The following is a 23,415-nucleotide window of genomic DNA, read 5'->3' on the forward strand; positions in this document are numbered from 1 at the left end:
TCATTAACGGTGAGCCGACGCCCTGCCACTCAATTTTTAGATTACCGCCAGGCAAGCGAACCTCAACTGGCGATTCCAGCACACCTCGGCTTATTCCAGCGGCAACAGCCGCACACGCACCGGTACCACAGGCCAAGGTTTCACCCACACCTCGCTCGTAAACGCGTAGTTGGATAAAGCGCTTATGTACTATTTCCATAAAACCAACATTCACACGCTCTGGAAAGCGTTCATGCGCTTCAATCAATGGTCCTAAATGCGCAACCTGCTGATCACTCAATTCAGGCACCTGCAAAACAGCATGAGGGTTGCCCATAGACACCGCAGAAATCTGCAAGGGTTCACCATCGACATCGATGCTGTAACTATCTGCTGGAGCATCCGCTGTAAATGGAATACTTTCTGGGTCGAATACTGGTTCGCCCATGTCTACAAGGACGCGACCATCATCATTGACCTTTAACTCAATATCGCCTTTTTTTGTTTCGACCCGAATACTATCTTTGTTGCTTAGCTTCTTCTCGCGCACGAAGACTGCGAAACACCTGGCACCGTTACCACACTGCTCAACTTCTGAACCATCGGCATTAAAAATTCGATAGCGAAAATCAACATCAGGCTTGCCAGGTGGTTCGACCAACAAAAGCTGGTCAAAGCCCACACCTAAATTACGATCAGCCATTCGGCGAATTTGTTCAGGACGAAGGTGAACATGATGGCTGATCATATCAACCACCATAAAGTCATTACCCAAACCATGCATTTTGGTAAAGTTCACCACCATATTGTTTTCTCCCGATACCTAAAATACTCTAAATGCCCACTAAGGCATCAAATTCTCAAGCGCTAGTTGATCATCAATTGTTTCACGCTTACGCGCTAATACGACTTGCTCACCATCTACAACCAGCTCTGCCACACGACCTCTGGAGTTGTAGTTCGAGCTCATTGCAAAGCCATAAGCACCTGATGACATTACCGCGAGCAAGTCGCCCGCCTTAATAGCCAAATCACGATCTTTACCCAAGAAGTCGCCCGTCTCACAAATCGGCCCTACCAAATCATAGTGATGACGCTCACAATCAGAACCCGGCTCTTTTTCTACCCGAATAATATTCTGCCATGCGCTGTATAAAGACGGGCGTAGCAGGTCATTCATCGCCGCATCGATAATCGCAAAGTGCTTATCTTCGTTGTGCTTCAGAAATTCGACCCGTGTTAATAAAACACCTGCATTCGCAGCAATGGAACGTCCTGGCTCCAAAATAACCTTTAGACCTCGATCCCCGATTTTTTCTAACAAAGCGCTGATATAGTCAGCCACTTCAGGTGGCTGCTCGTCATCATAAGTAACGCCTAAACCACCACCCAGGTCAAGGTGCTCGATCACGACCCCTTGTTCTGCAAGCTGATCAACCAAAAGCAAAACTCGCTCTAATGCATCAAGAAATGGTTCCGTTTCAGTTAGCTGGGAGCCGATATGGCAATCAACGCCTATCACCTTTACGCCAGCCAGCTTGGAAGCAGCCTGGTAAATCGCTGGGGCCTGCTCAATGGCAACACCAAACTTATTATCTTTTAAGCCGGTCGAAATATAGGGATGAGTGCCCGCATCAACATCAGGGTTCACGCGTAATGAAATCGGTGCGACTTTGCCCATCTCCAAAGCAACATCATTTAAACGATAGAGCTCTGCCTCGGACTCAATATTGAAGCAATGAACACCCACCTCAAGCGCGCGTTGCATCTCATGTGCTTGTTTGCCGACACCTGAAAAGACCACCTGATCTGCACTACCACCAGCACGCAGCACTCTTTCTAGTTCTCCGACCGAGACAATATCAAAACCGGCACCCTGCTTGGCAAGAATATTCAGTACAGCCAGATTAGAGTTTGCCTTGACTGCATAGCAAACTAAGTTCGCATGCCCTGCAAAGGCTTTTTTATAAGCCTGATAATGCGCCTCAAATGCTGCACGTGAATAAACATAACACGGGGTGCCATACTGTTCAGCGATCTGGCTTAGTGACGAATTTTCTGCATACAACTCGCCATTCTGGTACGAAAAATAACTCATGATTTATAACACTTTTTAATCGCCTGAACCGCTTCAGGCTTGGATAGAATTTGCCAATCACCCAGGATTGCTAAGCTTAGTTCTCAAACTGCTCTTCTGGGGCTCTCGTATCTCGTTTCTTTTTTTCTGCCTTATCGGAAGCAGGACTTTCCACCACTTCCGACTGATTGTGCACAGGCAAATAGAGATCACCCTTTTGGCCACAGCCTTGCACCAGTACCACACATGACATGATAAAAAGAGGCGTAAGTTTTAATCTCATACGTTTACTCACACCTCGAAATAAAGGCCGAAAAAGAATAATTTCCGAAAGGCTCATGGGAAGATACGCGTCAGCTGCCAAAAGGCAGGAATTATAACGAGTTGAAGGGCAATTGACTATTTTTAAGTACAAACCCTAACGAGAAGACTGTTTTTGTATGGCTCGATGCAGAGCCTTGTCAGCCTTTGCAAACCAGCGCAATACTTCCAGGGTTTTCGCCGAATCACTGGATGCTACGCTAAATTGAGATGAGTGATTGCTAAGCAAGACCTCCGACACCATAAGCGGCAGTCGGTCAGATACCTGCTGCTTATTAGCATAATGGATAAGCGCTTCATATTGCTGCTCTCCATGCGCGGCATTACTAAACTCCATACCCTGAAAGCTCAAGTCGCAGTTCGACTGGTAGCCTTCACTGCTAACATGAACCTGTACCTCACTCACTGCACAGTGTGGAATATCTTTCAGCGCCCGTATACGATAACCACCGTCTTTCGCCTTGGTGATTTTATTAAAGCTCACCGTAGGCATTTCACCTCCCAGGCTCATATCTGAGAGCTGCCTTGTTTCCAACATCCGAACCAGGCACTCATTCAATGCAGAAAGTAGTAGCATCTCGTCACGCCCCGTTAAAACCAGGCGCAACAGGCTACCCTGCTCGTCCAATATAATTAACTGATAGGTATCGTGATGCAAAAAGAAAAAAACCTGAATATTACCAGGCATATTGTAGGGTAAAACTGCTGCAACCAGGGTCTCTCCTGGCTGAGCGTATTCATCAAAAATAATTGGGCTATAGTGACGCTGCCCCTGCTTTAAGGCTTTGTAGAGCTCCACCTCATTTGCATAGGAAAAATACCTGAACTGCTCATCAACATACTGAACCACATAGTGACGCCCGCCCATATCGAGAACATAGCGAACAGAGCGGACACGTCCATCTGGAAAAAAAGCTTTCTTGATCGAGGTAAAGACACCTTCAACACGCGAAGCAATAATACTCGCTCGCTGAGGGCAGAAACAAAATACACGTAATTCACACTCGAAGTCACTTTGCTGTGCCAAACAAATCTGCAAATAAGACTGCAGGGTTTGCATCAGGGTATCACCCACTTCAAAACGGTGCGCACTGACTTCATTCCAGCTATTAATACTGATTTGATCTATCGTGCGTACCAGGTTAAAGCGATCGGTACTGTAGTCGAGTGCATCTGTACGATCACTTAAACGCTGCATCCCCCGTTCCGCTAATTCTTCCATGGGGTCTAAACCAACGCTCACAAACAAGACCACCTGTGTAACCTGCGCAGCCTTAACAAAGCTTGCCTGATTCACTGGTGGAAGAGGTACGCTAATACTTTGCTGCAAAGCACGAATCATCTGCTGAACTTCTTGTAGCCTGTAGCCCGTATCACCCGGTACCAGACTTAAGCGAGTGGAGCTATTTACAATGCCGTTAAAATATAGCCATGCAAGTAACTCCACCATCGAAGTAAATTTCTTCAAGGGCACTTCAAACGAAGCATCTGAATCAGTACTTAGATTCCTGTATAACAGCCAGCCGCTTTGCTCACTTGGCATCAACTGAGAGCTGGTATGGTGAATAGCCAGGTTCTCTTCCCATAAGTCCCCGACAATACCCGGATTAACCCGCTCAACCTTACCTGCTTTCTTCTGAAAATTTGCGTATAGCTTTCTGCCCAGGAGGTTAAGGTCTTCAGCGGTAATACTGGAGCGAATACCATGAGTGCGAGCATACTGTGACAAAAACCGATAACAGTAACTCAACTCTGCCACTAAGACTTGGCGCTCGACCAGAACCTCATCAACTTTCCATTTGGCGCGAGAGTCCAGGTACCTGAACTTACTCTCTGACCAACCCCAGGTTCGGACAATTTTTTCCAATAGTTTTCTCTGCCATGAAGGCCCCCTTCCCGATGGGGATCGAGAGAGTTTTTTCGCAACTTTAATGTAAAAGCTCTTCTGAACAATATCGAGCCGTTTATGTTCTTTTCTTTTATTTAAATAAGCTTCGAGACGCTGATAGACAAGAAGATATGGATCCAGATCTTCAATACCTAATTCATCATCATAAACAGCGCGCTTATAAACCTGACTCAAAGTTTCAGCTTCCGGAAGCTCTTGGGCATAAACTTCCGCCAGCAAGATTTTCAGTACTGATTTATAGGGCGAGTCCAGGCCTTTATATAGCTGCCATAGCCCAGCACCTATCAACTCACTTTTAGGAATAAACGCAGCGCTACCAAAATCGAGAACCTCTTGCTGTTTAATAAAACGTTTACTCAACAGGAGATCAACTTTCTCCTCGTATTCTCCTTCTAAATTTGGTGGAATCAGCCACCAAATTGGGTAACGCCCCGCTAATAAAATCGCAGTACGATAAAACTCGTCCAGCAGCAAATAATGTTGTGCAGAACCACTACTTTCTTTATCCATGCGGTTATTCAAGTGCCCAGCCTTAAACTTTTCCGCATTCATCAAAAAAGTATGAAGCTCCAAGCCTAGACTGTTTGCCCAATCATCTATCTTCTTGGCTTTTTCTGCGAGCGAAGCCATAGCGTCTTCGCCCAGGCCAGGGTCAAAGCACAACCATAAGTCCACATCACTCGCTTCAGAGTGCGCTAAGGTTCCAGTACTGCCCATCATGTAGAGAGCATGTATCTGGCTAAGCTGGCGGGAGCCTGACTTAAACTTAAAGGTCTGGCTAAAGGACTTTGCAATACTTAAAGCTGCTTTATCGGGTTGATAAGCCGACACGCCGGCGGGTGCATCTTGCGCGACATAACCCGGCATCAGAGGGTGGTTAACGTGGTAAAGTAAAGGCAATACATAAAGGATATCTTGATGTCGGGAAGACAAGCCCTGTCGACAGCGCTCGAAGCGATCAGCATTGACCTGCAAAAAACGGTTCTTAATGGTCTTTAAGAGTTTCCGGTCGACACCATCTTTATAGTCTGGCGCTAATTTGGTTTTAAATGTGCTCATACCCAGTCTACTACCAGATCCAGAAAGGGCTTATCAGCCATAAAACTAAAATAACTCGATCTCTGATTCCATCAACGAATCTTCCACCACGACCGGCTCACTAACAAAACTAATCTCTTCGGAAAAGAACTCCACTCCGATGTGAAAAGCACAAGCTTCCCCATCTACCTCAATATAACTGGAGAAGCGGGTAGGGCCAGGTTCAATCAAGTCGTTCAACTCAACACCAAAAGACGTCGTCGGCAGCCCCAAGGTAATCTCTTGCTCATGCGACATTAACTTTGTCTTCAAACGCCCGATCAACTGATTGGCCATTTCAGAGATCCAATCTTCCAGGGACTCCTCATCAACGACAGTGATGTTTGGTACCGGATAGGTCATAGCAAGTACAGTCATAGGCAGCTCAAGCGCAAGCGCAAGCTTGATTTCCATATCTTCAGAACCTGCATCGATAAGCGCTACCGGCGCATCTAACCAATCAGCCTCGTTAGCCGGTGACATGTTCACATCACAACTAAGGCTTGCCAGAAGCTCTTTCAAAGAGTCTTCATAAAGAACATGAATATGTTGTGCTACTTCTAGTGATTTCATAACGTTAGCTGTCTGCGCACCTTTCCATTTAAAGCAGGCTATCCCTAGGGACCACTTTCTGAGTTTAATATATTAATATGCGTCGAATAAGCTTAGACCAAGAATAATCACTAAGCCAAAGCACGCTTACAAAAATATCTCAAAATTAAGCGAGTTTAGTACTATAGTTTTTTCATGTAATAATTGTTTATCATTTTCGCGCTAAACAATCGAGCTAGCCCAAAAGCATACTCACAAGAACAACAAGGCAAACAATCTTGAGCGATAACGTACTCTCTTCTATCTCTTACTTGCATCAGTTTATTCGGTATAGCGAAGAGCAAAACCTGGAACTCAATTACTCACACATTACTAACACACTAGAAAAGCATAAGGGGCAGGACTTTATCCCCTTTAACGATTTCAAGGACTTTGTTCATGACATTTATAGTAAGTCCAGTTGTCCATGGCTAGGCCTTCACTTTGCCCAAAAAATTCAGCTTTCCAGCCATGGCAGCTTAGGTTTTGCCGTTTCTCACGGTATTGACTTAGGCGAATGCCTTGAGCTGATTAGCCGCTATTATCAAACCCGCTTGCAAGCCATCGGAATTAACATTCAAGTTAATGGCGAAGATTGCCTTTTAGAAATTAAAGAAACTTGTACATGGGAGCCCATACGAGAATTACTCTACGAAGTTTTACTCGCGTCTTTACTCAACGTTATAGAGTTTGTAATTGGCAAGGGCGTCGAACAGTGCACCGTTTGCTTCCCCTATAAGGCACCCGCATGGCAAGACAAGTACGTAGAGCTACTGCCTTGCTCTGTTCACTTTGACGCTAAGACTGCCGGAGTCACTATCCCAAAGTCTTTACTTAAGATCACCAGCGTTACGGCAAACCCTCGCTCTGTTGAACTGGCGCGCGCACAATGCGACGAAGAGCTTTCTCGTCTGAACCAATTTGATAGCCTTGAACAAAAAGTTGTCTCGCTTGTTGAACAGGCTCACGATTACTCTTTATCGATAGAAGAAATCGCGAGAAACCTGAATATGTCCAAAAGCACACTCGCGAGAAAGCTAAAAACAGAAAATACTTCTTTTAGTAAGGTCATGGCTAACTTACGAAAAGCTCAGGCAAAAAACTTACTACTGAATACCCAATCAAGCATTGAAGCCATTGCACTGACTCTAGGCTATGATGATGCTTCCAACTTTAACCGTTCATTTAAGCGCTGGTTCGATAGCTCACCATCGCAATTCAGACAAGCTCACAAACAGTCCTTATAAGCCAAGATCTAGTCTTTATTGAATCAAAATGACTACTAGTTGAGCCCAAATAACCTGTTTGCGCTAGTCACGCTCTCGTAGAATGGTTTTCATCAAAAGTGCCCACGCACCTAGATTAAACCCTATAAGAAAAACAAGAGAGCGTATTATGAACACTACCGTTTACCCTCAGCAAACTGGCGCATGGATCCGTAGCAAACGCTACTGGTACTTACTCTCTATCCTTACGCCAATGATTCCTTTAGCCTCCGCTTATGCTGCCGTTGAAACCGGTTATGGCCTTTGGCTTTGGTTTACTGTGGTTTTTCTTTACGGCATGCTACCTCTAGCTGATCACGTATTTGGTGAAGACCGCGCTAATCCAGACGACGAACTCGTTTCACAGCTCAAAGACCAAAGCTATTATGTCAATATTATGTATATTGCGACCGCCTTGCACTGGGTTTCTCTCGTTGGTATCGCCTTTGTTGTATCTCAATATAACTGGTCCTGGATCAATATACTCGGCGCTGCACTCAGTGCGGGTATTCTCAACGGCTTAGGTTTGGTTGCAGGTCATGAAATGGGGCATAAAGTGAAAGATAGAAAGCAAGTTGCCGCTGCGAAAGTCATGCTGGCTACCAGTGGTTACGGCCACTTTTTTATCGAACACAATAAAGGACACCACAAGGATGTTGCAACACCAGAAGATCCAGCATCTTCACGCTTTGGAGAGAATATTTACAAGTTTGTAAAAAGAGAGATTCCTGGTGCGTTTCGACGAGCCTGGGGGCTCGAAGCAAACCGCTTGCACCGTTTAGGAAAATCAGAATGGTCTTGGGATAACGAGATTCTGCAACCAGCAGCGCTCACCATTTCAGCCTATACCCTGATGCTTGCCTTTTTTGGCCCGGTTATGATCCCCTTCCTATTAATCTCGGCCGCTTATGGTTGGTGGCAGCTGACATGCGCCAATTATGTAGAACACTATGGATTACTTCGTTTGAAAAAAGAAAACGGCCGCTATGAGCGCTGCCAACCTCATCACTCCTGGAATAGTAATCACAAAGCATCCAACCTGGTTTTATTACACCTTCAGCGACATTCAGACCATCATGCGCACCCTACACGCCCATATCAAGTTCTTCGTGATTACGACGACGTCCCCTCTCTACCTTCTGGCTACCCGCTTATGTTTTTGGTTGCCATGATCCCACCACTCTGGTTTTCAATCATGGACAAAAAAGTCATAGATTGGGCTGGTAATGATATGGACAAAGTCAATATAGACCCAGACTCCAAAGAACTGGTCTACAACAAATATCACCAGCCACCTGTGAGTGATAAAGTCAGCGAAACAGCCGAAGCAGCTTAAGAGACATAAGGAGGTTTAGACCATGAGTCAATTTCAATGCCCTGACTGCGGCTATATATATGATGAAGCTAAAGGTGCCGAGCACGAAGGCTACCCCGCTGGCACTAAGTGGGAAGAGGTTCCTGAAGACTTTCCCTGCCCTGAGTGCTTTGTCAGAGAAAAACCAGACTTCATCGCCCTATAAAGCAATCAACTTACCCGGACAGAGCAATGCCCGGGTATTTCTACAAAAGGCCAAGCTTGATCTATATCAGCTTGGCAGCATAAATAATTTTATTTTAGAGCGAACCCGGAGCTCACACTCGTTCCCATTAATTCACCCACGCGATGCCCAGAACAACTATCACGTTTATCAAGCTGGCACATACACTAAGCAAACGACTGCAGCACCACCACACAACTGTTTACTGGTTTTGACGATCCGTGAACTAGAATTTGTTTAGGCCCTTTTCCTTACCTTTATTTCGCTTTCAATGCGCTCTAATCTAGGCTTGCAAATATTTCGCACAGCAATCGCAAAGGACAATTCACTATGCACCTACTCAACCCAAAGAAGTTTGCTCAAGAATAACCTGACAAAGAAACGCGCGACATCATGCTAAAGACTATCGACTTCTTTGAAGGGCTAGGGCTCGCGAAAACCAAAGCCAATTATGAGAGTCGACGCTGGTACACTGAGTTTCTTGAATTCAACAAGAAGGAACAGATTTTTGCCAAACTACTCACCCCAAAAGGGCTCGGAAAAACTCGCTTCCACGACTATCACTTGGCGTATGATAAATGCGACTTGCCCAACGTCAATATTTTCAAAAAGCAGATAGCCATCTTCAAAAAAATGCTCATGCTGGCCCGCCCAAATAAGATGCAAATTAAGGACATCGACTTTTTACTCATTGTCGGTGAGTTATTTACCTTGGTCGCTTACGGCCAGTTGATTTTAGAAAGCTGGGATCTGAATGAAATTGACGATGACCTAATTGATCAAATATTTGATTTTATGGTCAGAGACTTCTCAAAATATGCACTTCAACTTTACTCTAAAACTAGCAACACAAAGGTTCAGCAAGTTTTCTGTCAGCTGATGCTAAGCAAGCCAAAGGCTTATTCGAGGCGCTTTGAAAAAGTTCTGAACGACTTTGCCTATGCGAAGAAAGACAGCTATAAAATGAATTCTTAACTATTTTTGCTATACTAGCTTGGTCCGGTTTTTAATAATTCGGGCCAGCTAGTATTTTGACTCCGATATTTCTAAGGTAGAAATTATGCAGGAAAAAGCGAAAGAGATTCTTATCATCGGTACTTACGGTATCGATATATTTCACGGCATGGTCGACGAAATGGAACAACGGGGCTATTTGGTTTTTACCACGACCTCAGCCCAAATAGCCCAAGAATATCTTCAAAATAGGAAGTTCGATGCAATTATTATCAATCTTGAGCCTGACGGAAAAGGAAGCGTTGCCGAAAGCGGACTGCTAAATAAGTTTATTGAATCGCCCTTGCAAGCCAATGCGATTTGTCTGGGCGTGAGTGCTCACTACCCTCACTCCCTGCCAAGCGATAAGAATGAAAAACACCTACAAATTCTGGCGGGCTGGCTCACCCTACCAGTTAAAGCAAACGTGCTCGCTGACCACATTGTCGAGCTGATAGACTCTCCCCATAAATTTACGATTAAGGAAAAACTAACTTCCTTGTAGGCTTAATATTGTTTAGCGCGTATTTGATGCACTTCTCATTATTTTCGTTCTGGCGACTACTCAGCCTTAAAACTGACCGTTTATCGGAGACTTGATTACAAAGTCATAGCGTTTTCTTAAGCTATATCTATCGCCCCTTACTGTAATCGTAGGTAGAGCAATGCAATCACTTCAGCTGGTAGATAACTTCATCGCACAGTTCAACTTTGTCTGTGCTTACAGTGAAGAACAAAAACGTATAGCTTATCAAATACGTTTTAAACAGAGCAAAGAAGACTTTGACGGACTCACTCATGTTGAGCAGGTCATTGACCAATATGACCACAACTCGACACACCTGCTCCTTCAAGAGAATAGCAGCAGACAATATATTGCCTGCATACGTATCAGCCACTCAGTTGAAAGCTTATCAGCGCAACCCACCTTGCCCTGCCAAAGGGCAAACTCCTGCTCACTAGGGTTTATCGATCAGGTATTTTCCTCTGGATGCCATTTATCTTTGTGCGAAATATCTCGACTTAGCATCAACCCCGAGTATTGCGACACCGAAGCCAAAAAGTACAGTTTTTCAGAAGCAATGTATCTGGCAGCCTTCTCTCTTGCACGTTTACGCTTCGATGACCGAATTTTACTTTCGCTCCCCTGCAACGAATTCAAACGCTTACGAGCTCGCGGCCTCCAGCTAGAGCAGACCACGAACAAGCTGAACAGCGATAGTGAAGACTTATTCTGGCTCTCCAGTGAATCCGGTATTCTGGATAACAGCCCCGCTTATGATCTTTATCAACATATTCTCGGCTGTATTACTCATCAACTCAATCAACCTCTTTTAGATGGCGATGACCTTATCGCTAATGAGGGAGTCTAAGCAAAACATAACAAGTTCGTCCGTCATGGCAGCTTATGTTACCGATGTATAATCTTCCATATCACAAATGCTACCTATTAGTTATTCATAAGTTTGAGGGTTTCAGCTAGACTCTTATTTTTATCTCGTCTCGCATTACTCTTTACTTAAGGAGCCATCGTGGATCTAATCGAAGCTCGATCTATGCAAGCCAAGTGCATACTCAATCTGATGACAGTTGTCGCCAAAGACAACCTTTCAATTACGCAAAGGGAAGATCTACCAGAAAAAGCCTACGATATTGGCTGCCTAGTGGGAATGCTTGAAGGCGAGATTTTCAAGATCGTCAAAAGTCGCAGTAGCATCGTCGACGACCTTCCTTTTAAAGATAAAATCCTCGAACAATTTGTGAACGGCGTAACTGTAGTTATTCATCGCTTGCTGCTCGACGAAAATCAGGACCAACTCGCTCAAGATCAAGCACGCCTTGATCGACTTCGACAAGAACTAAAACAAAATCTAGAACATACAGAAACCCTCCTGGAAAATGCTACTCGCCTTGAAAGTGCACTTAGCAATAATGCTTTATATCGTGACTCGGCAGAGGTCTTATCAACCTTCCAAAGCAATGTCGCGACCATGCAGAACATGTATCAGGTTAAGGCTCAAGAACATGAGATGTTAAATATACTTGTCGACAAGAATGAAGCCTTACTGCTACAAACCGACCACTCACTGTCAGCACTGCCAAAGCTAAGTGATGCCAGCAAACTAGTCGACCTCAAACAAGAATTTCTCCGTATTGAGCAAGACACATAGAAACTGTATTACGGGCCAAGCATGACCAACCTAATCGACCTTTCGCACAATATGCAAACCTTTAAAGAGCTACGCGTTCAACAAGACGGGCACGTCTTGCTTGTCTCGTTGAATAGACCTGATATTCACAATGCGATGTCTCACGAAGCAATGGTTGAAGAAATCGAGCGTGTATGCGATTTAGCAAACAATAACAGCGAAATTCGCGTCATGGTGCTGACCGGAGAAGGAAAGAGTTTCTGCGCCGGCGGCAATGTCAAAGATATGCTCAATAAAACTGATATGTTTGGCGGCAATAAAGAAGAAATAGAACAAAGCTATAAAAACGGAATTCAGCGTATTCCTTTGTCCTTATGGAATATCGAGATCCCCGTTATTGCCGCCGTAAATGGCGCCGCAGTCGGTGCAGGCTGTGACCTGGCAATGATGTGCGATATTCGCATCGCTTCCGATAAAGCCCGCTTTGCCGAAAGCTTTGTCAAACTTGGCATCATTCCGGGAGACGGCGGCGCGTGGTTCTTGCCAAGAATTATTGGCATAGCAAAAGCCAGCCAAATGGCACTGACTGGCGATATGGTTGATGCTCAAACAGCGCTATCTTGGGGGATGGTGTCTGAGTGCATCGAAACTTCAAACATGCTTGAGCGCGCACTTTCAATCGCACATAGCATCGCTTCAAACCCGCCTCTTGCCGTTCGAGCCACTAAGAAGCTACTACGTCAAAGTGAACGACTCAAATTACCTGAAATGCTAGACCAATGTGCAAAAGTTCAAGCTGGTCTGCATCAAACAGAAGATCACTTAGAGGCAGTGAAAGCTTTACTAGAAAAACGCGCTGGGCAATATCACGGGCACTAAAGCAGTAAGTTTTAGGTCTTCTTATGCAAGAGAGGCCATCACCACTATTTTGGAAAAATTTAGCCAATGGAAACTCTTTCTATTTTGGTCGACGTACAGAATATTTACTACACGACCAGACAAGCCTATGGCCGCCATTTTGATTACAATGCATTTTGGGCAAAGGTGACCCAAAATCGACACGTCGTTAATGCCGTGGCCTATGCAACGGAGCCCGCAGATGAAAAACAGAGACAGTTTCAGAATATACTTAGAGCGATAGGGTTTAAGGTAAAGTTGAAGCCCTACATTCAGCGCGCTGACGGCTCTGCTAAAGCTGATTGGGATGTCGGTATCACACTCGATGCTATGGAGTTTGCGGCACACAGTGACATCCTTGTTTTAGCATCTGGTGATGGAGATTTCGACCTGCTCGTCGATCGAATCAAACTGAAACACAGCTCTGCTGTAGAGGTCTACGGCGTTAAAGCACTAACAGCTTCGTCACTGATATGTTCCGCCACTAAGTTTGTCGCAATAGATACTGATTTATTACTTAACTAAATTCAGATCAAGCGATATGCTCGCCACTATTATCTTTACAACAATCTCATCGAGACTCTGAGTACTTATACTCAATAAACAATGTCATGAATATGCTCGGGGTCATCTGTCGTTAACTCCCCTCGCTCCAATTTCTTCTCTACACCTGGCCCTAATACTGGCTTCATATCCCTGGCATGTAAGTCATGTGCACAATGATCGCAAGCAAAACGAGGGCTGGAAACATGACCACAAGTTTTATGCTGGAACATAATCGGTGCACCGTCACCATCACATAGCCACTTGTCACCCCATTGAACAACCGTCATCAGCACCGGATAAAGATCCATTCCTTTCTCAGTTAAATGGTATTCATAACGAGACATCTTCTCGTCATATAAGACTTTGGTTAAAACCTCAGCTTCCACCAAACGATTTAGACGGTCAGACAAACGATGGCGGGTTATCCCTAAAGATTTTTGAAACTCTGAGAAGCGCCTGACGCGGCGAAATGCGTCCCGGATGATTAACAGCGTCCAACGATCACCAAATATTGATAATGCTCTAGCAATTGAACAAACCTGAGAGTCAATCTCTTCCCAACGCATAGCTACCTCTTTGCATTTTATTTGAATTATTCGCGCCTAATAAGACTAGCCACTGTTCCAATATACAAAGTTGATCTAAATCAAACAAAGCCATTATACCAGAAATAGAACAGTATTTTAGCAAGTCGTCACAATAGATTCACTTGACGAGTTCTATTATGGAACCATATATTTTACACAAGGTTCCAAAACGGAACTGTGATGAATTTGGCATTTTTACCCTAAGCCATATTTGTCTAATCCACCAAATAGTGAGGACTCGCTTATGAGCATCATGAAAGCTATTTCTAAATGGATTGATTACGAACTAGGGATTAGAAACATTGATTTGGAATTAGAAGCAGGCGACTTAGACTGAGCTTGCAGTTCGTATTCCTTCATGAGTTTACTTGTATTTATCGAAGCGCCAATACTTGCGCTGTAGTCTTTAAATAGACATTAAGAGGAATAAAATTATGTTTGGATTTCCATTTTTTACTAGCCTTATCGTAACGGTTGCAATGGTTGTCGGTTTTTCATTTATTATTAACCACGGCATCCAAAAGAAAAAAGCTAACAATGAAGACGCTATCTCTAATACAAGCCAAGGCGAAAAAGACACTAACTGCCACGCCTAAGCTAAGATCGCCGCTCTATTGAGCGAGTAAAATTGAGATAGAAAAATTGAGGCTGCTACATAGCAGCCTCTTTCGTTCTAGCCTACCGAAGCCTTCAGTGCTTGCTCCAAATCTTCAAGAATGTCATCGATATGCTCGATACCGATTGATAGTCGAATCATTTCAGGCGTAACACCCGCGACTTTCTGTTCTTCCTCTGTCATTTGCCTGTGCGTTGTCGAAGCAGGATGACACGACAATGATTTAGCATCACCAATATTTACCAAACGCTTAAACAGTGCCAAGGCATCATAGAAACGCGTACCTGCCTCTAAACCACCTTTAATTCCAAAGGTCATAATGGCCGACGGTGTACCTTTCATATATTTTTTGGCTAGCTCATGGTTCTCATCTGAGGGCAAGCCACCATAACCAACCCACTCAACTAGATCGTGCCCTTCTAGAAATTCGGCCACTTTTATTGCGTTTTCACAATGACGTTCCATACGAAGACCTAGCGTTTCAATTCCCTGAAGCAATAAAAAGGCATTCATAGGTGATAAGGCCGCCCCGGTATTACGCAAAGGAACTGTCCGGCATCGTCCAATAAAAGCTGCTGGCCCCATTGCCTCGGTATAGATCACGCCATGGTAAGCAGGTTCTGGCTCGTTCAACATAGGGAATCGTTCAGCATGCTCCGCCCAGGGGAAGTTTCCTGAGTCAACGACAATCCCGCCTAACGAATTACCATGCCCACCCATATACTTGGTAAGCGAATGAACAACAATATCTGCCCCATACTCAATAGGCTTACATAAAGCTGGCGTGGCAACTGTATTATCAACGATAAGCGGCACCCCCTTATCATGCGCAATCTTCGCCATGCCTTCCAGATCGATAACATTACCCGCGGGGTTACCAATACTCTCGCAATAAACGGCTGCGGTATTTTCATCAATCAGCTTTGCTAAGGACTCAGGCTTATCATCTTCAGCGAAACGTACATCAATTCCCTGGCTCGGCAGCATATGCTTGAAAAGTGTATAAGTACCGCCATAGAGCTGAGGTACTGAAACAATATTCTTGCCCTTGCTGGCGATCGTTATAATCGCGTAATGAATGGCAGCACTGCCAGCACTCACAGCCAAGGCCGCAATACCTTTTTCTAACTCCGCTACTCTTTTTTCAAGCACATCGTTAGTGGGGTTCATTATTCGCGTGTAGATATTACCCGGTACAGCCAGGTCAAATAAGTCAGCACCATGTTGAGCATTATCAAACTCGTATGCGACTGTCTGGTAAATAGGTGTTGCTACGGACTTGGTTGTAGGGTCTGTTTCATATCCGTGATGAATTGCGATGGTATCGTCTTTCATTTTAATCCTCGGCAATAATGATGAATGTTGGCGAATACGGGACACCGGAACAAAGAATCATAGATCAATTCCCAATAACACACACGCACTCAGATCAATGAAATATAAATAAACTTTCTTTGTGACTTTTTCTCTTTTGCTTCTGTCTATGCTTCTGAATTTAAATTTCAAACTCACTTTTTTACTTAATCAAGGAAGCTTAAATGGAAGATATCAATCAAAGCAGCGATCAGATTCAAGAGCTGTTACAGACAGCCTACACACTCAGCTTAAGTTACGGCCCCAAACTGGTCTTAGCGATCGTTACGCTCATCATCGGCCTATGGGTCATCAATCGCTTCATACGCACTCTTAACAACAATCTCACAAGCAAGGTCGATGCGACGCTTGGTCAATTCGTCTGCAGCATTCTTTCAGTTATTCTGAAAGTAGTCTTGTTGATTTCAGTTGCCTCGATGGTCGGCATCGAGACAACATCATTTGTGGCAGTACTCGGTGCTGCCGGCTTAGCTGTTGGCCTAGCTCTTCAAGGAAGCCTAGCCAACTTCGCCGGAGGCGTTGTCATTCTGCTATTCAAGCCTTTCAAGGTAGGAGACCTGATTGAAGCTCAGGGCTACATCGGAAGCGTATCTGAAATTCAGATTTTCAACACCATTCTAAAGACGGGCGACAACCGAGTCGTCATCATTCCAAATGGCTCTCTTTCGAGCAGCAGCATGGTGAATATTAATAAAGAAACTACTCGCCGAGTCGATCTGAGCTTTGGCATTGGCTATGGCGACGATATTGACCAGGCCAAGTCTCTGCTGAAGTCACTCGCCAGTCATGATGCCCGAGTACTCAAAGACCCGGCTCCTGTATTTGTCGTTGCAGAACTTGCCGACAGCTCGGTTAACTTTACAGTCCGCTTATGGGTCAACACTAGCGACTACTGGGGTGTATTCTTTGATATGCAAGAAGGCGTGAAGAAAGCATTTGATGCGCACGGCATTTCAATCCCCTACCCACAACAAGATGTATATATGCATCAAGTAGCATAAACAAGAGACATTACTCTAGTAAATCGCTAAGATACGGCCAAAATTGAATCGTATCTTAGCCAAGCTTTATGAAAGGAAGAAATACTATGCAACACCTTAAACTTGCCACAGCAATTGCTCTCATCTCTACAAGCCTAAGCGCCACAGTAAACGCTGAAGAGGTCTCTGAACCTAACTGGGATGCAACGGCTGAACTTGGTTTTGTGATGACCAGCGGCAACTCGGATACAGAAACACTAAATGCCAAATTTAATGCTTCAACTGAATACACTGATTGGAAGCACACACTTCAACTAGAGGCGCTTAACAGCTCATCAAATGACGTAAGTTCTGCAGAAAGATATTTTGCTGAAGCGCAGTCTGACCGAAAGCTCTCTGATAGAGCTTATGCGCTTGGCGTCATCTCGTGGGAAAAGGATCGCTTTAGCGGTTTTGACCATCAAACCTCTATCGCACTGGGTTTAGGCTATAAAGCTATTGCAGAAGATAATATGGAATTGAATTTCGAGCTTGCGCCTGGTTATCGTGTGATCGAAGACAACAATGGCAATAACGAAGAAGATAGCATTATTCGTGCAGCTGAGATCTTCTCTTGGAAATTCAATGAAACATCTAGCCTTGACCAGTTCCTGAATACAGAAGCCGGCGACAGTAACACTGTGACACGTTTTGGTATCTCCTTAACCAGTCAGGTGCAAGAAGCCTTGTCAATGAAGGTTGGTTACACCATTAAGCATAGTTCTGATGTTCCAGCAGGTGCTGATAAAACTGATCGTGAAACGTCTGTCACGTTAGTCTATAAGCTGTAGCATTACTTTTTATGTAGGCAGCGATGGTGCTAACCCGCCAGCGAGCCGCGCAAGGCTCTGCCTACAGCAGAAAAGAAAGTATCAATCTGAAATTTCAGATACAAAAAAGGCAGCTTAATCGCTGCCTTTTTTATTGAAGCTTGAAACGCTTACTTCAACAATTCTTTAGCTTGCTCAACCCAAGAGTCTGAGCCGCGTACTGATTTGAACTCAGCCAACTTATCGGCAGGTGCATTAACGATATCTTCCAAGCTATTAAATCCCGCTGCATTCAATTTCTTAACCGTCGCAGGGCCAACACCTTTCATCGAAGAAATACCAGACTTAGCTGCACCAGTGGCTTTCTTAGTTGCTGTTGACGCTTTTGCTTTAGCAGTAGTCGCCGCCTTCTTAACAGTTGCTTTGGCTTTTTTAGCAGGCGTCTTTGGCGCTGGCATAATCTTATCCGCCAGAGGAAGCTTGCTTAATGCATCTTCAAGTTGACCAACCAGCTTATTCTTAGTCTCTAGCAAAGCTTCAGCACGCTCTTCAAATTCTTTCTGCTGCTTATTTAGCTGCTTTTGATACTGCTTCTCGATTTTCTTCAACCACTTTGTTGCAGGCTTAGTCGCCTCTTCACGCAACTCGTTTACTTGTGCAGTCAAATCATCAACCTGCTTCTGTAAATCTTTCTTAGTTGAAGTAACTTTCTTGTTGATATCTTTCAACAAGTCATTGCTCAGCTCTTTAACCTGAGAAACTTTCTTATCAATCTTCTTTGACGTTTTACCCATGCTTCACCCCTATTAAAACTACAAACAAATTAAACAATAAATACTAAACAGTATAAAAGTTACACGTTTTTTTTAGAGCATAACAACTAAAATCACGTGCACTAATGGTATTTTTATAATTTCTAACATGGCAGATTCAACTAATCCAATTTGCCATGTTCTTTAATATAGTCCTTTACCAAGCTCTCAATTAGCTTTTGTATACTCGTTTCTTGCTCTATCGCAATAATCTTCAGTGCTTTCAATGTTTTCTTATCTAAACGTAGGGAGGTATTTTTCTTAGCCTTCTCTTTTTTCTCGGATGCATGCACTTGATCAAGCTGAGGAGTCTTAGCCGTACCTTTCGACACTGCATCGGTTTTCTTATCTGTACTCTTGCGACTCATAAAGAGACCCCTTGTCGTTTCACTACCCTATAAACGGCATAGTAACATCCATTCATCCATATTGCCGAGCACCATAAAAGGCAAAGGCGCGAATTATCGCGCCCCTACATTAGCTTCAAGATGGCACATTAAGCCTTCTTCAGCGCCTTTTTCAGCTTGCTGATTTTCTTAGTCTGCTTGGCTACTTTAGCTTTACGCGCTTTGATCTCTTTCTTGATAGATTTTGTTTTCTTAGACATGGTAAATCACCTTTCTTTGTGTAAATAACATTAATTGACGTAATGACGTCACTACGTCAATATCTATCCTAGACCTACATAACCGGAAATACAAAGTATTTGAACCTCAGGACTTAAATTGTCATCAAACTGTCACATAAGTCCTATTTAAATAGTCCGGTTGATTAAGCTGTATGCGAGTAGTTTCAAAATGACGAACAAGCAAGATTTTATAGAGAAAGAACTGAGTTGGCTGTCCTTCAATGAGCGCGTTCTACAGGAAGCCGCTGATGCAAACGTACCGATTGTCGAGCGGGTCAGGTTTCTCGGTATATATTCCAATAATATGGATGAGTTCTTCCGTGTTCGTGTCGCCGACGTAAAGCGAAAAATTTTTATTAAGAAAGACCAAGGCGAAGATGCCAGTGAAGATCGAGAATTACTTAAGAAGATTCAAAAGAAAGTCATCAAGCTAGGCGAACGGTTTGACGAAATCTATATTCACGTTTTGAAATGCCTGGCCCGGCGCAACATTTTTCTGATCAACGAGCAACAGTTATCTCCAGAGCAAGGGGAATGGGTTAATCAGTATTTCAAAGACAATGTTCTGCAATACATTAACCCTATAATGTGCGAGGGAAAAATCGACCTTGCTCAGGTATTGGATGATGACATCACCTACCTTGCGGTCGAACTAATTCGCAAAGGCGAATCTAGATATAGTTTGGTTGAAGTACCCTCAGACGATATGAGCCGTTTCATTGAGCTACCTAGAATCAAGGGGCAAAAGCGCCGCTGCATCATCATGCTTGATAATATTATTCGCTACTCTCTGAAGAGCGTCTTCAAAGGCAATTATAAGTTTGATGAAATTCATGCCTATTCCATGAAGATGACTCGTGATGCGGAATACGGGCTATCTGAAGATATTGACCAATCTCTACTAGAGCAGATGTCACTCAGCATTAAGCAACGCATGACAGCTGAGCCAGTTCGCTTTGTCTATGACAGGGAAATGCCGAAATCCACACTGAACTACTTGCTTGATAAAATCGGCATCTCAAATTATGACGCCGTCATCCCGGGTGGCCGCTATCACAACTTCAGAGACTTCATCAGTTTCCCTAATATCGGGCGCAACTATTTAGAATATTCACCGCTTCCGAGAATCGAAAGCAAGAAGTTCGCCGCTCACAAAAGCAGCTTCCAGGCGATTTCTGAAGGCGATATTTTACTTTATTACCCGTATCACAAGTTCAACCATTTCACCGAGTTCGTACGGCAGGCATCATACGATCCTAAAGTTGAACATATCAGTATCAGCATTTATCGCGTCGCCAAAAAAAGCCGAATTATCGATGCCCTGATCAATGCGGCAAAGAATGGTAAAAATGTTCGCGTCGTGGTTGAGCTGCGCGCCCGCTTTGACGAAGAAGCAAATATAGAATGGGCGAAGGTACTGACCGATGCGGGCATCAAAGTAGACTTTGGTGTGCCTGCATTGAAGTGCCACACCAAGCTTTGTTTAATTGGACGCAACGAAAGTGACGGCTATAAGCGCTACGCTCATATCGGCACAGGTAACTTCCACGAGAAGACCGCAAGGATTTATACCGACTTCTCTTTATTTACCTGCCACGATGAAATTACCGCCGAAGTAGAAGACGTATTTAACTTCATTCGCTTCAGCTATAAACATTATCACTTCAAACACATTATCGTCTCGCCAAATGATTTCCGGCCACGTGTTCACAAGTTGATTGATCGTGAGATAAAGCACGCCGAGAAAGGCCTGACTGCCGAAATCATGCTGAAGGTCAATAACCTGGTCGATGACGAAGTCGTTGGGCACCTCTACAAAGCAAGCCAGGCTGGCGTAAAAATTCGCATTATTATTCGTGGCATGTGCACCCTTTTACCCGGCGTTAAAGGTTTGAGCGACAACATCAAAGTTATTAGCATTGTCGATCGTTTTCTGGAGCACCCACGTGTGTCGATATTCTCCAACCAGGGCGAGCATGAGATTTATATCTCATCTGCAGACTGGATGACCCGCAACATCGACCACCGTGTTGAAGTAGGCTGCCCGGTTTACGACAAACAGCTTCAAAAGCAGATTCTGGATATCTTCGAGATTCAATGGTCAGATACCACCAAAGCGCGAATCATCGATGCGAAGCAGACCAATCAATATAAACCACGGGGTAACAAACGTAAGATTCAATCCCAACTGGCGATTCATGATTATATCGCCAAGCTTGAGAAGTGAGGTCATTGGTGCTTGCTTAGGTTTTAGCCTATTACAGGTTAGTAGAAGAGGGCGGAATGGCGGCAAGTTGGACTCTCGGCCCTTCCACACTGTGCCTTCCCGCACCACAACTCCGTCATTCCCGCGCAGGCGGGAATCCATTGTCTTGAATAGAACGCAGCATTTGAAACCGTCGTAGTAATCGAATTAATAAGGTTTGGGTCAAAAACAATGGATCCCCGCATGCGCGAGGATGACAACGGTGGGATATCATAACGTTAGGGGGTAAACATCTAATCGCGAACCGGTACACTTTGGCGTACATCCGACCAAAATCAAAACAAGTACCTATGTCTCGAAATGGCACTTTCCAGTCCAGACCTTATCAACGAGCTAGATCAGTTTCAAAAGATTGGAGAACATTAAAGCCGTGCAAACTAGCAGAGCCTTATTGCTGTTTTTTGAAAGGCAAATAAGTACTCGCATCCTCATAATAAGCTTCGAGCATTTCATTTTCTTTGCTAATAAATTCCGCAACGGGCTCTCGAAACCCTTCTTCAGCCAGCCAGTGGTTTGAGTAAGTATAAGTCGGACGAAAGCCTCGTTGGATTTTATGTTCACCCTGAACTCCGGGGTCAAACCTAGCCAGGCCATTCGCGATACAGTATTCAATCCCTTGATAGTAACAAAGCTCGAAATGAAGATTATTAGCCTCTTCGATACAGCCCCAATAACGACCGTACAAGGCATTATCGCCCTTAAAATTTAATGCACCAGCAATGTACTCGCCATTTCGCTTTGCCATCATCAACACAAGATACTCAGGCATCTCTGAAGCAATACGCTCAAAAAATGATGGCGATAAATAGCCACCATGACCGCTACGTTTGGCATAGGTGATTTGGTAAAAGTCATAAAAGCTACGCCAAAGCTCAGCGTTTATTTCCCTACCTTCCCATACCTCTACTTCTATTCCTTGCTGGGAAATACTTGCACGTTCTTTCTTAAGATTTTTTCGTTTTCGTGAGCTAAAAGAGGCGAGAAAGTCATCAAAACTCTGATAGCCCTCGTTCGTCCATTGAAAGTGCACAGCCTTACGCTGAAGAACCGGAGGCTTGAAGACTGTCGATAGTTCTGAACCAGGGAATAACAGATGCCAACCCGAGTAGCCTTGCTCATGACAATGCTTTGGAGCAAAGTCATGCAAGGCCGTAATCACGGCGCTATGATCAATACCCTCTCGTATAAGTATCCGTGAACCGGTAATGGGGGTGAAAGGAATGGCTGAAACTAACTTGGGATAATAAGCCAATCCATATTGATGGTAAGCATTCGCCCAAGCATGGTCAAAGACGTATTCACCATAGCTATGCTGCTTAACATAGCTAGGAACAGCGGCGACCAATGTATCGCCCTGATAAGCCATGAGGTGATGCACCAACCATCCTGAGCATCCACCAACCGCTTGTGTTTTTTCCAAGGCATCGAGAAAGTGGTAGCGCACAAAGGGGTAGCCCTCACCTGCCAAGGAATTCCAGGCCTGCTCTCCCACCTCAGCAATTGAGGTGACGTAACGGAACTCAATAGTCATCCTGTTGCCACACTTATTTAGCTGAAAGCAAAGTATCCAATACTTTGTCTACGTGCTCAAACATCGTTTGTTGCGCGCTTTCCGTCGGATGAATACCATCGTCTTGCATCATACCTTCAACACCAGCAACCCCTTCCAATAAGAAGGGAACTAAGGATAGATCCATTTGCAATGCCAGGTCTGAGTATATATTCGCAAAGGCTTTGGTATAACGGTCACCATAGTTAGGCGGTATCTGCATGCCTAGCAATATTACTTGGGCTCCAGCCTCTTGTGACATCACAGCCATCGCTTCTAGGTTATTACGAATCTGCCTAACCGGGGTTCCTCGTAAACCATCGTTTCCGCCAAGTTCAATAATGACGATAACGGGCTGATGAGTTGATAAGGCCTTACCTAAACGATAACGGCCACCGGTAGTGGTATCACCGCTGATACTTGCATTGATCACGCGATAGTTATCGCCCAG

The 23,415-nt window shown here is 44.3% G+C and carries 24 protein-coding genes; 13 read left to right on the plus strand and 11 right to left on the minus strand.

What is annotated here, in order from left to right:
- The 5 genes from dapF to A3766_RS16925 all read right to left on the minus strand — a co-directional run.
- Window positions 1-784, minus strand: a 784-nt coding sequence (gene dapF / locus A3766_RS16905) for a diaminopimelate epimerase (RefSeq protein ID WP_068642560.1), incomplete at its 3' end; no start/stop codon positions are given.
- A gap of 39 nt (window positions 785-823) precedes the next feature.
- Window positions 824-2,077, minus strand: a complete 1,254-nt coding sequence (gene lysA / locus A3766_RS16910) for a diaminopimelate decarboxylase (protein ID WP_068512862.1) — start codon at window positions 2,075-2,077, stop codon at window positions 824-826.
- 76 nt (window positions 2,078-2,153) lie between these two features.
- Window positions 2,154-2,339, minus strand: a complete 186-nt coding sequence (locus tag A3766_RS16915; RefSeq protein WP_068512865.1) for a lipoprotein — start codon at window positions 2,337-2,339, stop codon at window positions 2,154-2,156.
- Window positions 2,340-2,474: 135 nt separating this feature from the next.
- Window positions 2,475-5,345: a class I adenylate cyclase gene (locus A3766_RS16920; protein WP_068512869.1), complete on the minus strand. Its 2,871-nt coding sequence runs from the start codon at window positions 5,343-5,345 to the stop codon at window positions 2,475-2,477.
- Between the two features lie 45 nt (window positions 5,346-5,390).
- Window positions 5,391-5,936 carry a hypothetical protein gene (locus tag A3766_RS16925; protein WP_068552932.1) on the minus strand — a complete coding sequence of 182 codons (546 nt, stop codon included), beginning with the start codon at window positions 5,934-5,936 and terminating at the stop codon, window positions 5,391-5,393.
- Between the two features lie 257 nt (window positions 5,937-6,193).
- Here A3766_RS16925 and A3766_RS16930 point away from each other — a divergent pair, with 257 nt between their 5' ends.
- The 9 genes from A3766_RS16930 to A3766_RS16970 all read left to right on the plus strand — a co-directional run bounded on the left by A3766_RS16930 (window position 6,194) and on the right by A3766_RS16970 (window position 13,322).
- On the plus strand, window positions 6,194-7,201 hold the full coding sequence (locus A3766_RS16930) for an AraC family transcriptional regulator (RefSeq protein ID WP_068514159.1): 1,008 nt from the start codon (window positions 6,194-6,196) through the stop codon (window positions 7,199-7,201).
- 148 nt (window positions 7,202-7,349) lie between these two features.
- On the plus strand, window positions 7,350-8,555 hold the full coding sequence (locus tag A3766_RS16935) for an alkane 1-monooxygenase (protein WP_068514162.1): 1,206 nt from the start codon (window positions 7,350-7,352) through the stop codon (window positions 8,553-8,555).
- A gap of 22 nt (window positions 8,556-8,577) precedes the next feature.
- Complete coding sequence (locus tag A3766_RS16940) at window positions 8,578-8,739, plus strand: rubredoxin (RefSeq protein WP_068509148.1); 162 nt, start codon at window positions 8,578-8,580, stop codon at window positions 8,737-8,739.
- Between the two features lie 411 nt (window positions 8,740-9,150).
- On the plus strand, window positions 9,151-9,732 hold the full coding sequence (locus A3766_RS16945) for a hypothetical protein (RefSeq protein WP_068509149.1): 582 nt from the start codon (window positions 9,151-9,153) through the stop codon (window positions 9,730-9,732).
- An 85-nt stretch (window positions 9,733-9,817) separates the two neighbouring features.
- The gene (locus A3766_RS16950) at window positions 9,818-10,255 is read left to right on the plus strand and encodes a hypothetical protein (protein ID WP_068553596.1); all 438 of its coding nucleotides are present in this window, start codon (window positions 9,818-9,820) and stop codon (window positions 10,253-10,255) included.
- Between the two features lie 160 nt (window positions 10,256-10,415).
- Window positions 10,416-11,123 (plus strand): GNAT family N-acyltransferase, encoded by a 708-nt coding sequence (locus A3766_RS16955; protein ID WP_068553597.1) that lies wholly within the window; start codon window positions 10,416-10,418, stop codon window positions 11,121-11,123.
- A 159-nt stretch (window positions 11,124-11,282) separates the two neighbouring features.
- A complete protein-coding gene (locus A3766_RS16960) occupies window positions 11,283-11,921 on the plus strand; it encodes a hypothetical protein (RefSeq protein ID WP_068514174.1) in 639 nt (212 codons plus the stop codon).
- A 21-nt stretch (window positions 11,922-11,942) separates the two neighbouring features.
- The gene (locus A3766_RS16965) at window positions 11,943-12,779 is read left to right on the plus strand and encodes a crotonase/enoyl-CoA hydratase family protein (protein ID WP_231872162.1); all 837 of its coding nucleotides are present in this window, start codon (window positions 11,943-11,945) and stop codon (window positions 12,777-12,779) included.
- A 66-nt stretch (window positions 12,780-12,845) separates the two neighbouring features.
- A complete protein-coding gene (locus A3766_RS16970; protein WP_068634443.1) occupies window positions 12,846-13,322 on the plus strand; it encodes an NYN domain-containing protein in 477 nt (158 codons plus the stop codon).
- A gap of 71 nt (window positions 13,323-13,393) precedes the next feature.
- On the opposite strand, the gene A3766_RS16975 is transcribed toward A3766_RS16970, so the two are convergent.
- Entirely contained in the window at window positions 13,394-13,909 is a 516-nt protein-coding gene (locus A3766_RS16975; RefSeq protein ID WP_068509360.1) for a helix-turn-helix domain-containing protein, read from the minus strand.
- Between the two features lie 455 nt (window positions 13,910-14,364).
- Here A3766_RS16975 and A3766_RS29755 point away from each other — a divergent pair, with 455 nt between their 5' ends.
- The gene (locus tag A3766_RS29755) at window positions 14,365-14,526 is read left to right on the plus strand and encodes a hypothetical protein (RefSeq protein WP_156490459.1); all 162 of its coding nucleotides are present in this window, start codon (window positions 14,365-14,367) and stop codon (window positions 14,524-14,526) included.
- Between the two features lie 77 nt (window positions 14,527-14,603).
- On the opposite strand, the gene A3766_RS16980 is transcribed toward A3766_RS29755, so the two are convergent.
- A complete protein-coding gene (locus A3766_RS16980) occupies window positions 14,604-15,881 on the minus strand; it encodes an O-acetylhomoserine aminocarboxypropyltransferase/cysteine synthase family protein (protein ID WP_068514179.1) in 1,278 nt (425 codons plus the stop codon).
- Window positions 15,882-16,084: 203 nt separating this feature from the next.
- On the opposite strand from A3766_RS16980, the gene A3766_RS16985 reads away from it, so the two are divergent.
- Both A3766_RS16985 and A3766_RS16990 read left to right on the plus strand, forming a co-directional pair.
- Window positions 16,085-16,921: a mechanosensitive ion channel family protein gene (locus tag A3766_RS16985; RefSeq protein ID WP_068514182.1), complete on the plus strand. Its 837-nt coding sequence runs from the start codon at window positions 16,085-16,087 to the stop codon at window positions 16,919-16,921.
- A gap of 86 nt (window positions 16,922-17,007) precedes the next feature.
- Complete coding sequence (locus tag A3766_RS16990; protein WP_068509581.1) at window positions 17,008-17,730, plus strand: YdiY family protein; 723 nt, start codon at window positions 17,008-17,010, stop codon at window positions 17,728-17,730.
- Between the two features lie 149 nt (window positions 17,731-17,879).
- Here the strand turns inward: A3766_RS16990 and A3766_RS16995 are convergent, their stop codons facing one another.
- Both A3766_RS16995 and A3766_RS17000 read right to left on the minus strand, forming a co-directional pair.
- Window positions 17,880-18,503 (minus strand): helix-hairpin-helix domain-containing protein, encoded by a 624-nt coding sequence (locus A3766_RS16995; protein WP_068514185.1) that lies wholly within the window; start codon window positions 18,501-18,503, stop codon window positions 17,880-17,882.
- A gap of 140 nt (window positions 18,504-18,643) precedes the next feature.
- A complete protein-coding gene (locus A3766_RS17000) occupies window positions 18,644-18,889 on the minus strand; it encodes a hypothetical protein (protein WP_197470033.1) in 246 nt (81 codons plus the stop codon).
- 429 nt (window positions 18,890-19,318) lie between these two features.
- On the opposite strand from A3766_RS17000, the gene ppk1 reads away from it, so the two are divergent.
- A complete protein-coding gene (gene ppk1 / locus A3766_RS17005) occupies window positions 19,319-21,376 on the plus strand; it encodes a polyphosphate kinase 1 (RefSeq protein WP_068642562.1) in 2,058 nt (685 codons plus the stop codon).
- A gap of 427 nt (window positions 21,377-21,803) precedes the next feature.
- Here the strand turns inward: ppk1 and A3766_RS17010 are convergent, their stop codons facing one another.
- The gene (locus A3766_RS17010; protein WP_068515347.1) at window positions 21,804-22,946 is read right to left on the minus strand and encodes a GNAT family N-acetyltransferase; all 1,143 of its coding nucleotides are present in this window, start codon (window positions 22,944-22,946) and stop codon (window positions 21,804-21,806) included.
- Between the two features lie 13 nt (window positions 22,947-22,959).
- The coding region (locus A3766_RS17015; protein ID WP_068642564.1) for an arylesterase at window positions 22,960-23,415 on the minus strand (456 nt) is incomplete at its 5' end.

It is taken from the genome of Oleiphilus sp. HI0132 (assembly GCF_001635845.1).

What these genes read in the sequence shown, in the direction of transcription:
- lysA (WP_068512862.1), bottom strand. Translation starts at nt 2,077, where the DNA reads ATGAGTTATTTTTCGTACCAGAATGGCGAGTTGTATGCAGAAAATTCG.
- A3766_RS16915 (WP_068512865.1), bottom strand. Translation starts at nt 2,339, where the DNA reads ATGAGATTAAAACTTACGCCTCTTTTTATCATGTCATGTGTGGTACTG.
- A3766_RS16920 (WP_068512869.1), bottom strand. Translation starts at nt 5,345, where the DNA reads ATGAGCACATTTAAAACCAAATTAGCGCCAGACTATAAAGATGGTGTC.
- A3766_RS16925 (WP_068552932.1), bottom strand. Translation starts at nt 5,936, where the DNA reads ATGAAATCACTAGAAGTAGCACAACATATTCATGTTCTTTATGAAGAC.
- A3766_RS16935 (WP_068514162.1), top strand. Translation starts at nt 7,350, where the DNA reads ATGAACACTACCGTTTACCCTCAGCAAACTGGCGCATGGATCCGTAGC.
- A3766_RS16940 (WP_068509148.1), top strand. Translation starts at nt 8,578, where the DNA reads ATGAGTCAATTTCAATGCCCTGACTGCGGCTATATATATGATGAAGCT.
- A3766_RS16945 (WP_068509149.1), top strand. Translation starts at nt 9,151, where the DNA reads ATGCTAAAGACTATCGACTTCTTTGAAGGGCTAGGGCTCGCGAAAACC.
- A3766_RS16950 (WP_068553596.1), top strand. Translation starts at nt 9,818, where the DNA reads ATGCAGGAAAAAGCGAAAGAGATTCTTATCATCGGTACTTACGGTATC.
- A3766_RS16955 (WP_068553597.1), top strand. Translation starts at nt 10,416, where the DNA reads ATGCAATCACTTCAGCTGGTAGATAACTTCATCGCACAGTTCAACTTT.
- A3766_RS16965 (WP_231872162.1), top strand. Translation starts at nt 11,943, where the DNA reads ATGACCAACCTAATCGACCTTTCGCACAATATGCAAACCTTTAAAGAG.
- A3766_RS16970 (WP_068634443.1), top strand. Translation starts at nt 12,846, where the DNA reads ATGGAAACTCTTTCTATTTTGGTCGACGTACAGAATATTTACTACACG.
- A3766_RS16975 (WP_068509360.1), bottom strand. Translation starts at nt 13,909, where the DNA reads ATGCGTTGGGAAGAGATTGACTCTCAGGTTTGTTCAATTGCTAGAGCA.
- A3766_RS29755 (WP_156490459.1), top strand. Translation starts at nt 14,365, where the DNA reads ATGTTTGGATTTCCATTTTTTACTAGCCTTATCGTAACGGTTGCAATG.
- A3766_RS16980 (WP_068514179.1), bottom strand. Translation starts at nt 15,881, where the DNA reads ATGAAAGACGATACCATCGCAATTCATCACGGATATGAAACAGACCCT.
- A3766_RS16985 (WP_068514182.1), top strand. Translation starts at nt 16,085, where the DNA reads ATGGAAGATATCAATCAAAGCAGCGATCAGATTCAAGAGCTGTTACAG.
- A3766_RS16990 (WP_068509581.1), top strand. Translation starts at nt 17,008, where the DNA reads ATGCAACACCTTAAACTTGCCACAGCAATTGCTCTCATCTCTACAAGC.
- A3766_RS16995 (WP_068514185.1), bottom strand. Translation starts at nt 18,503, where the DNA reads ATGGGTAAAACGTCAAAGAAGATTGATAAGAAAGTTTCTCAGGTTAAA.
- A3766_RS17000 (WP_197470033.1), bottom strand. Translation starts at nt 18,889, where the DNA reads ATGAGTCGCAAGAGTACAGATAAGAAAACCGATGCAGTGTCGAAAGGT.
- ppk1 (WP_068642562.1), top strand. Translation starts at nt 19,319, where the DNA reads ATGACGAACAAGCAAGATTTTATAGAGAAAGAACTGAGTTGGCTGTCC.
- A3766_RS17010 (WP_068515347.1), bottom strand. Translation starts at nt 22,946, where the DNA reads ATGACTATTGAGTTCCGTTACGTCACCTCAATTGCTGAGGTGGGAGAG.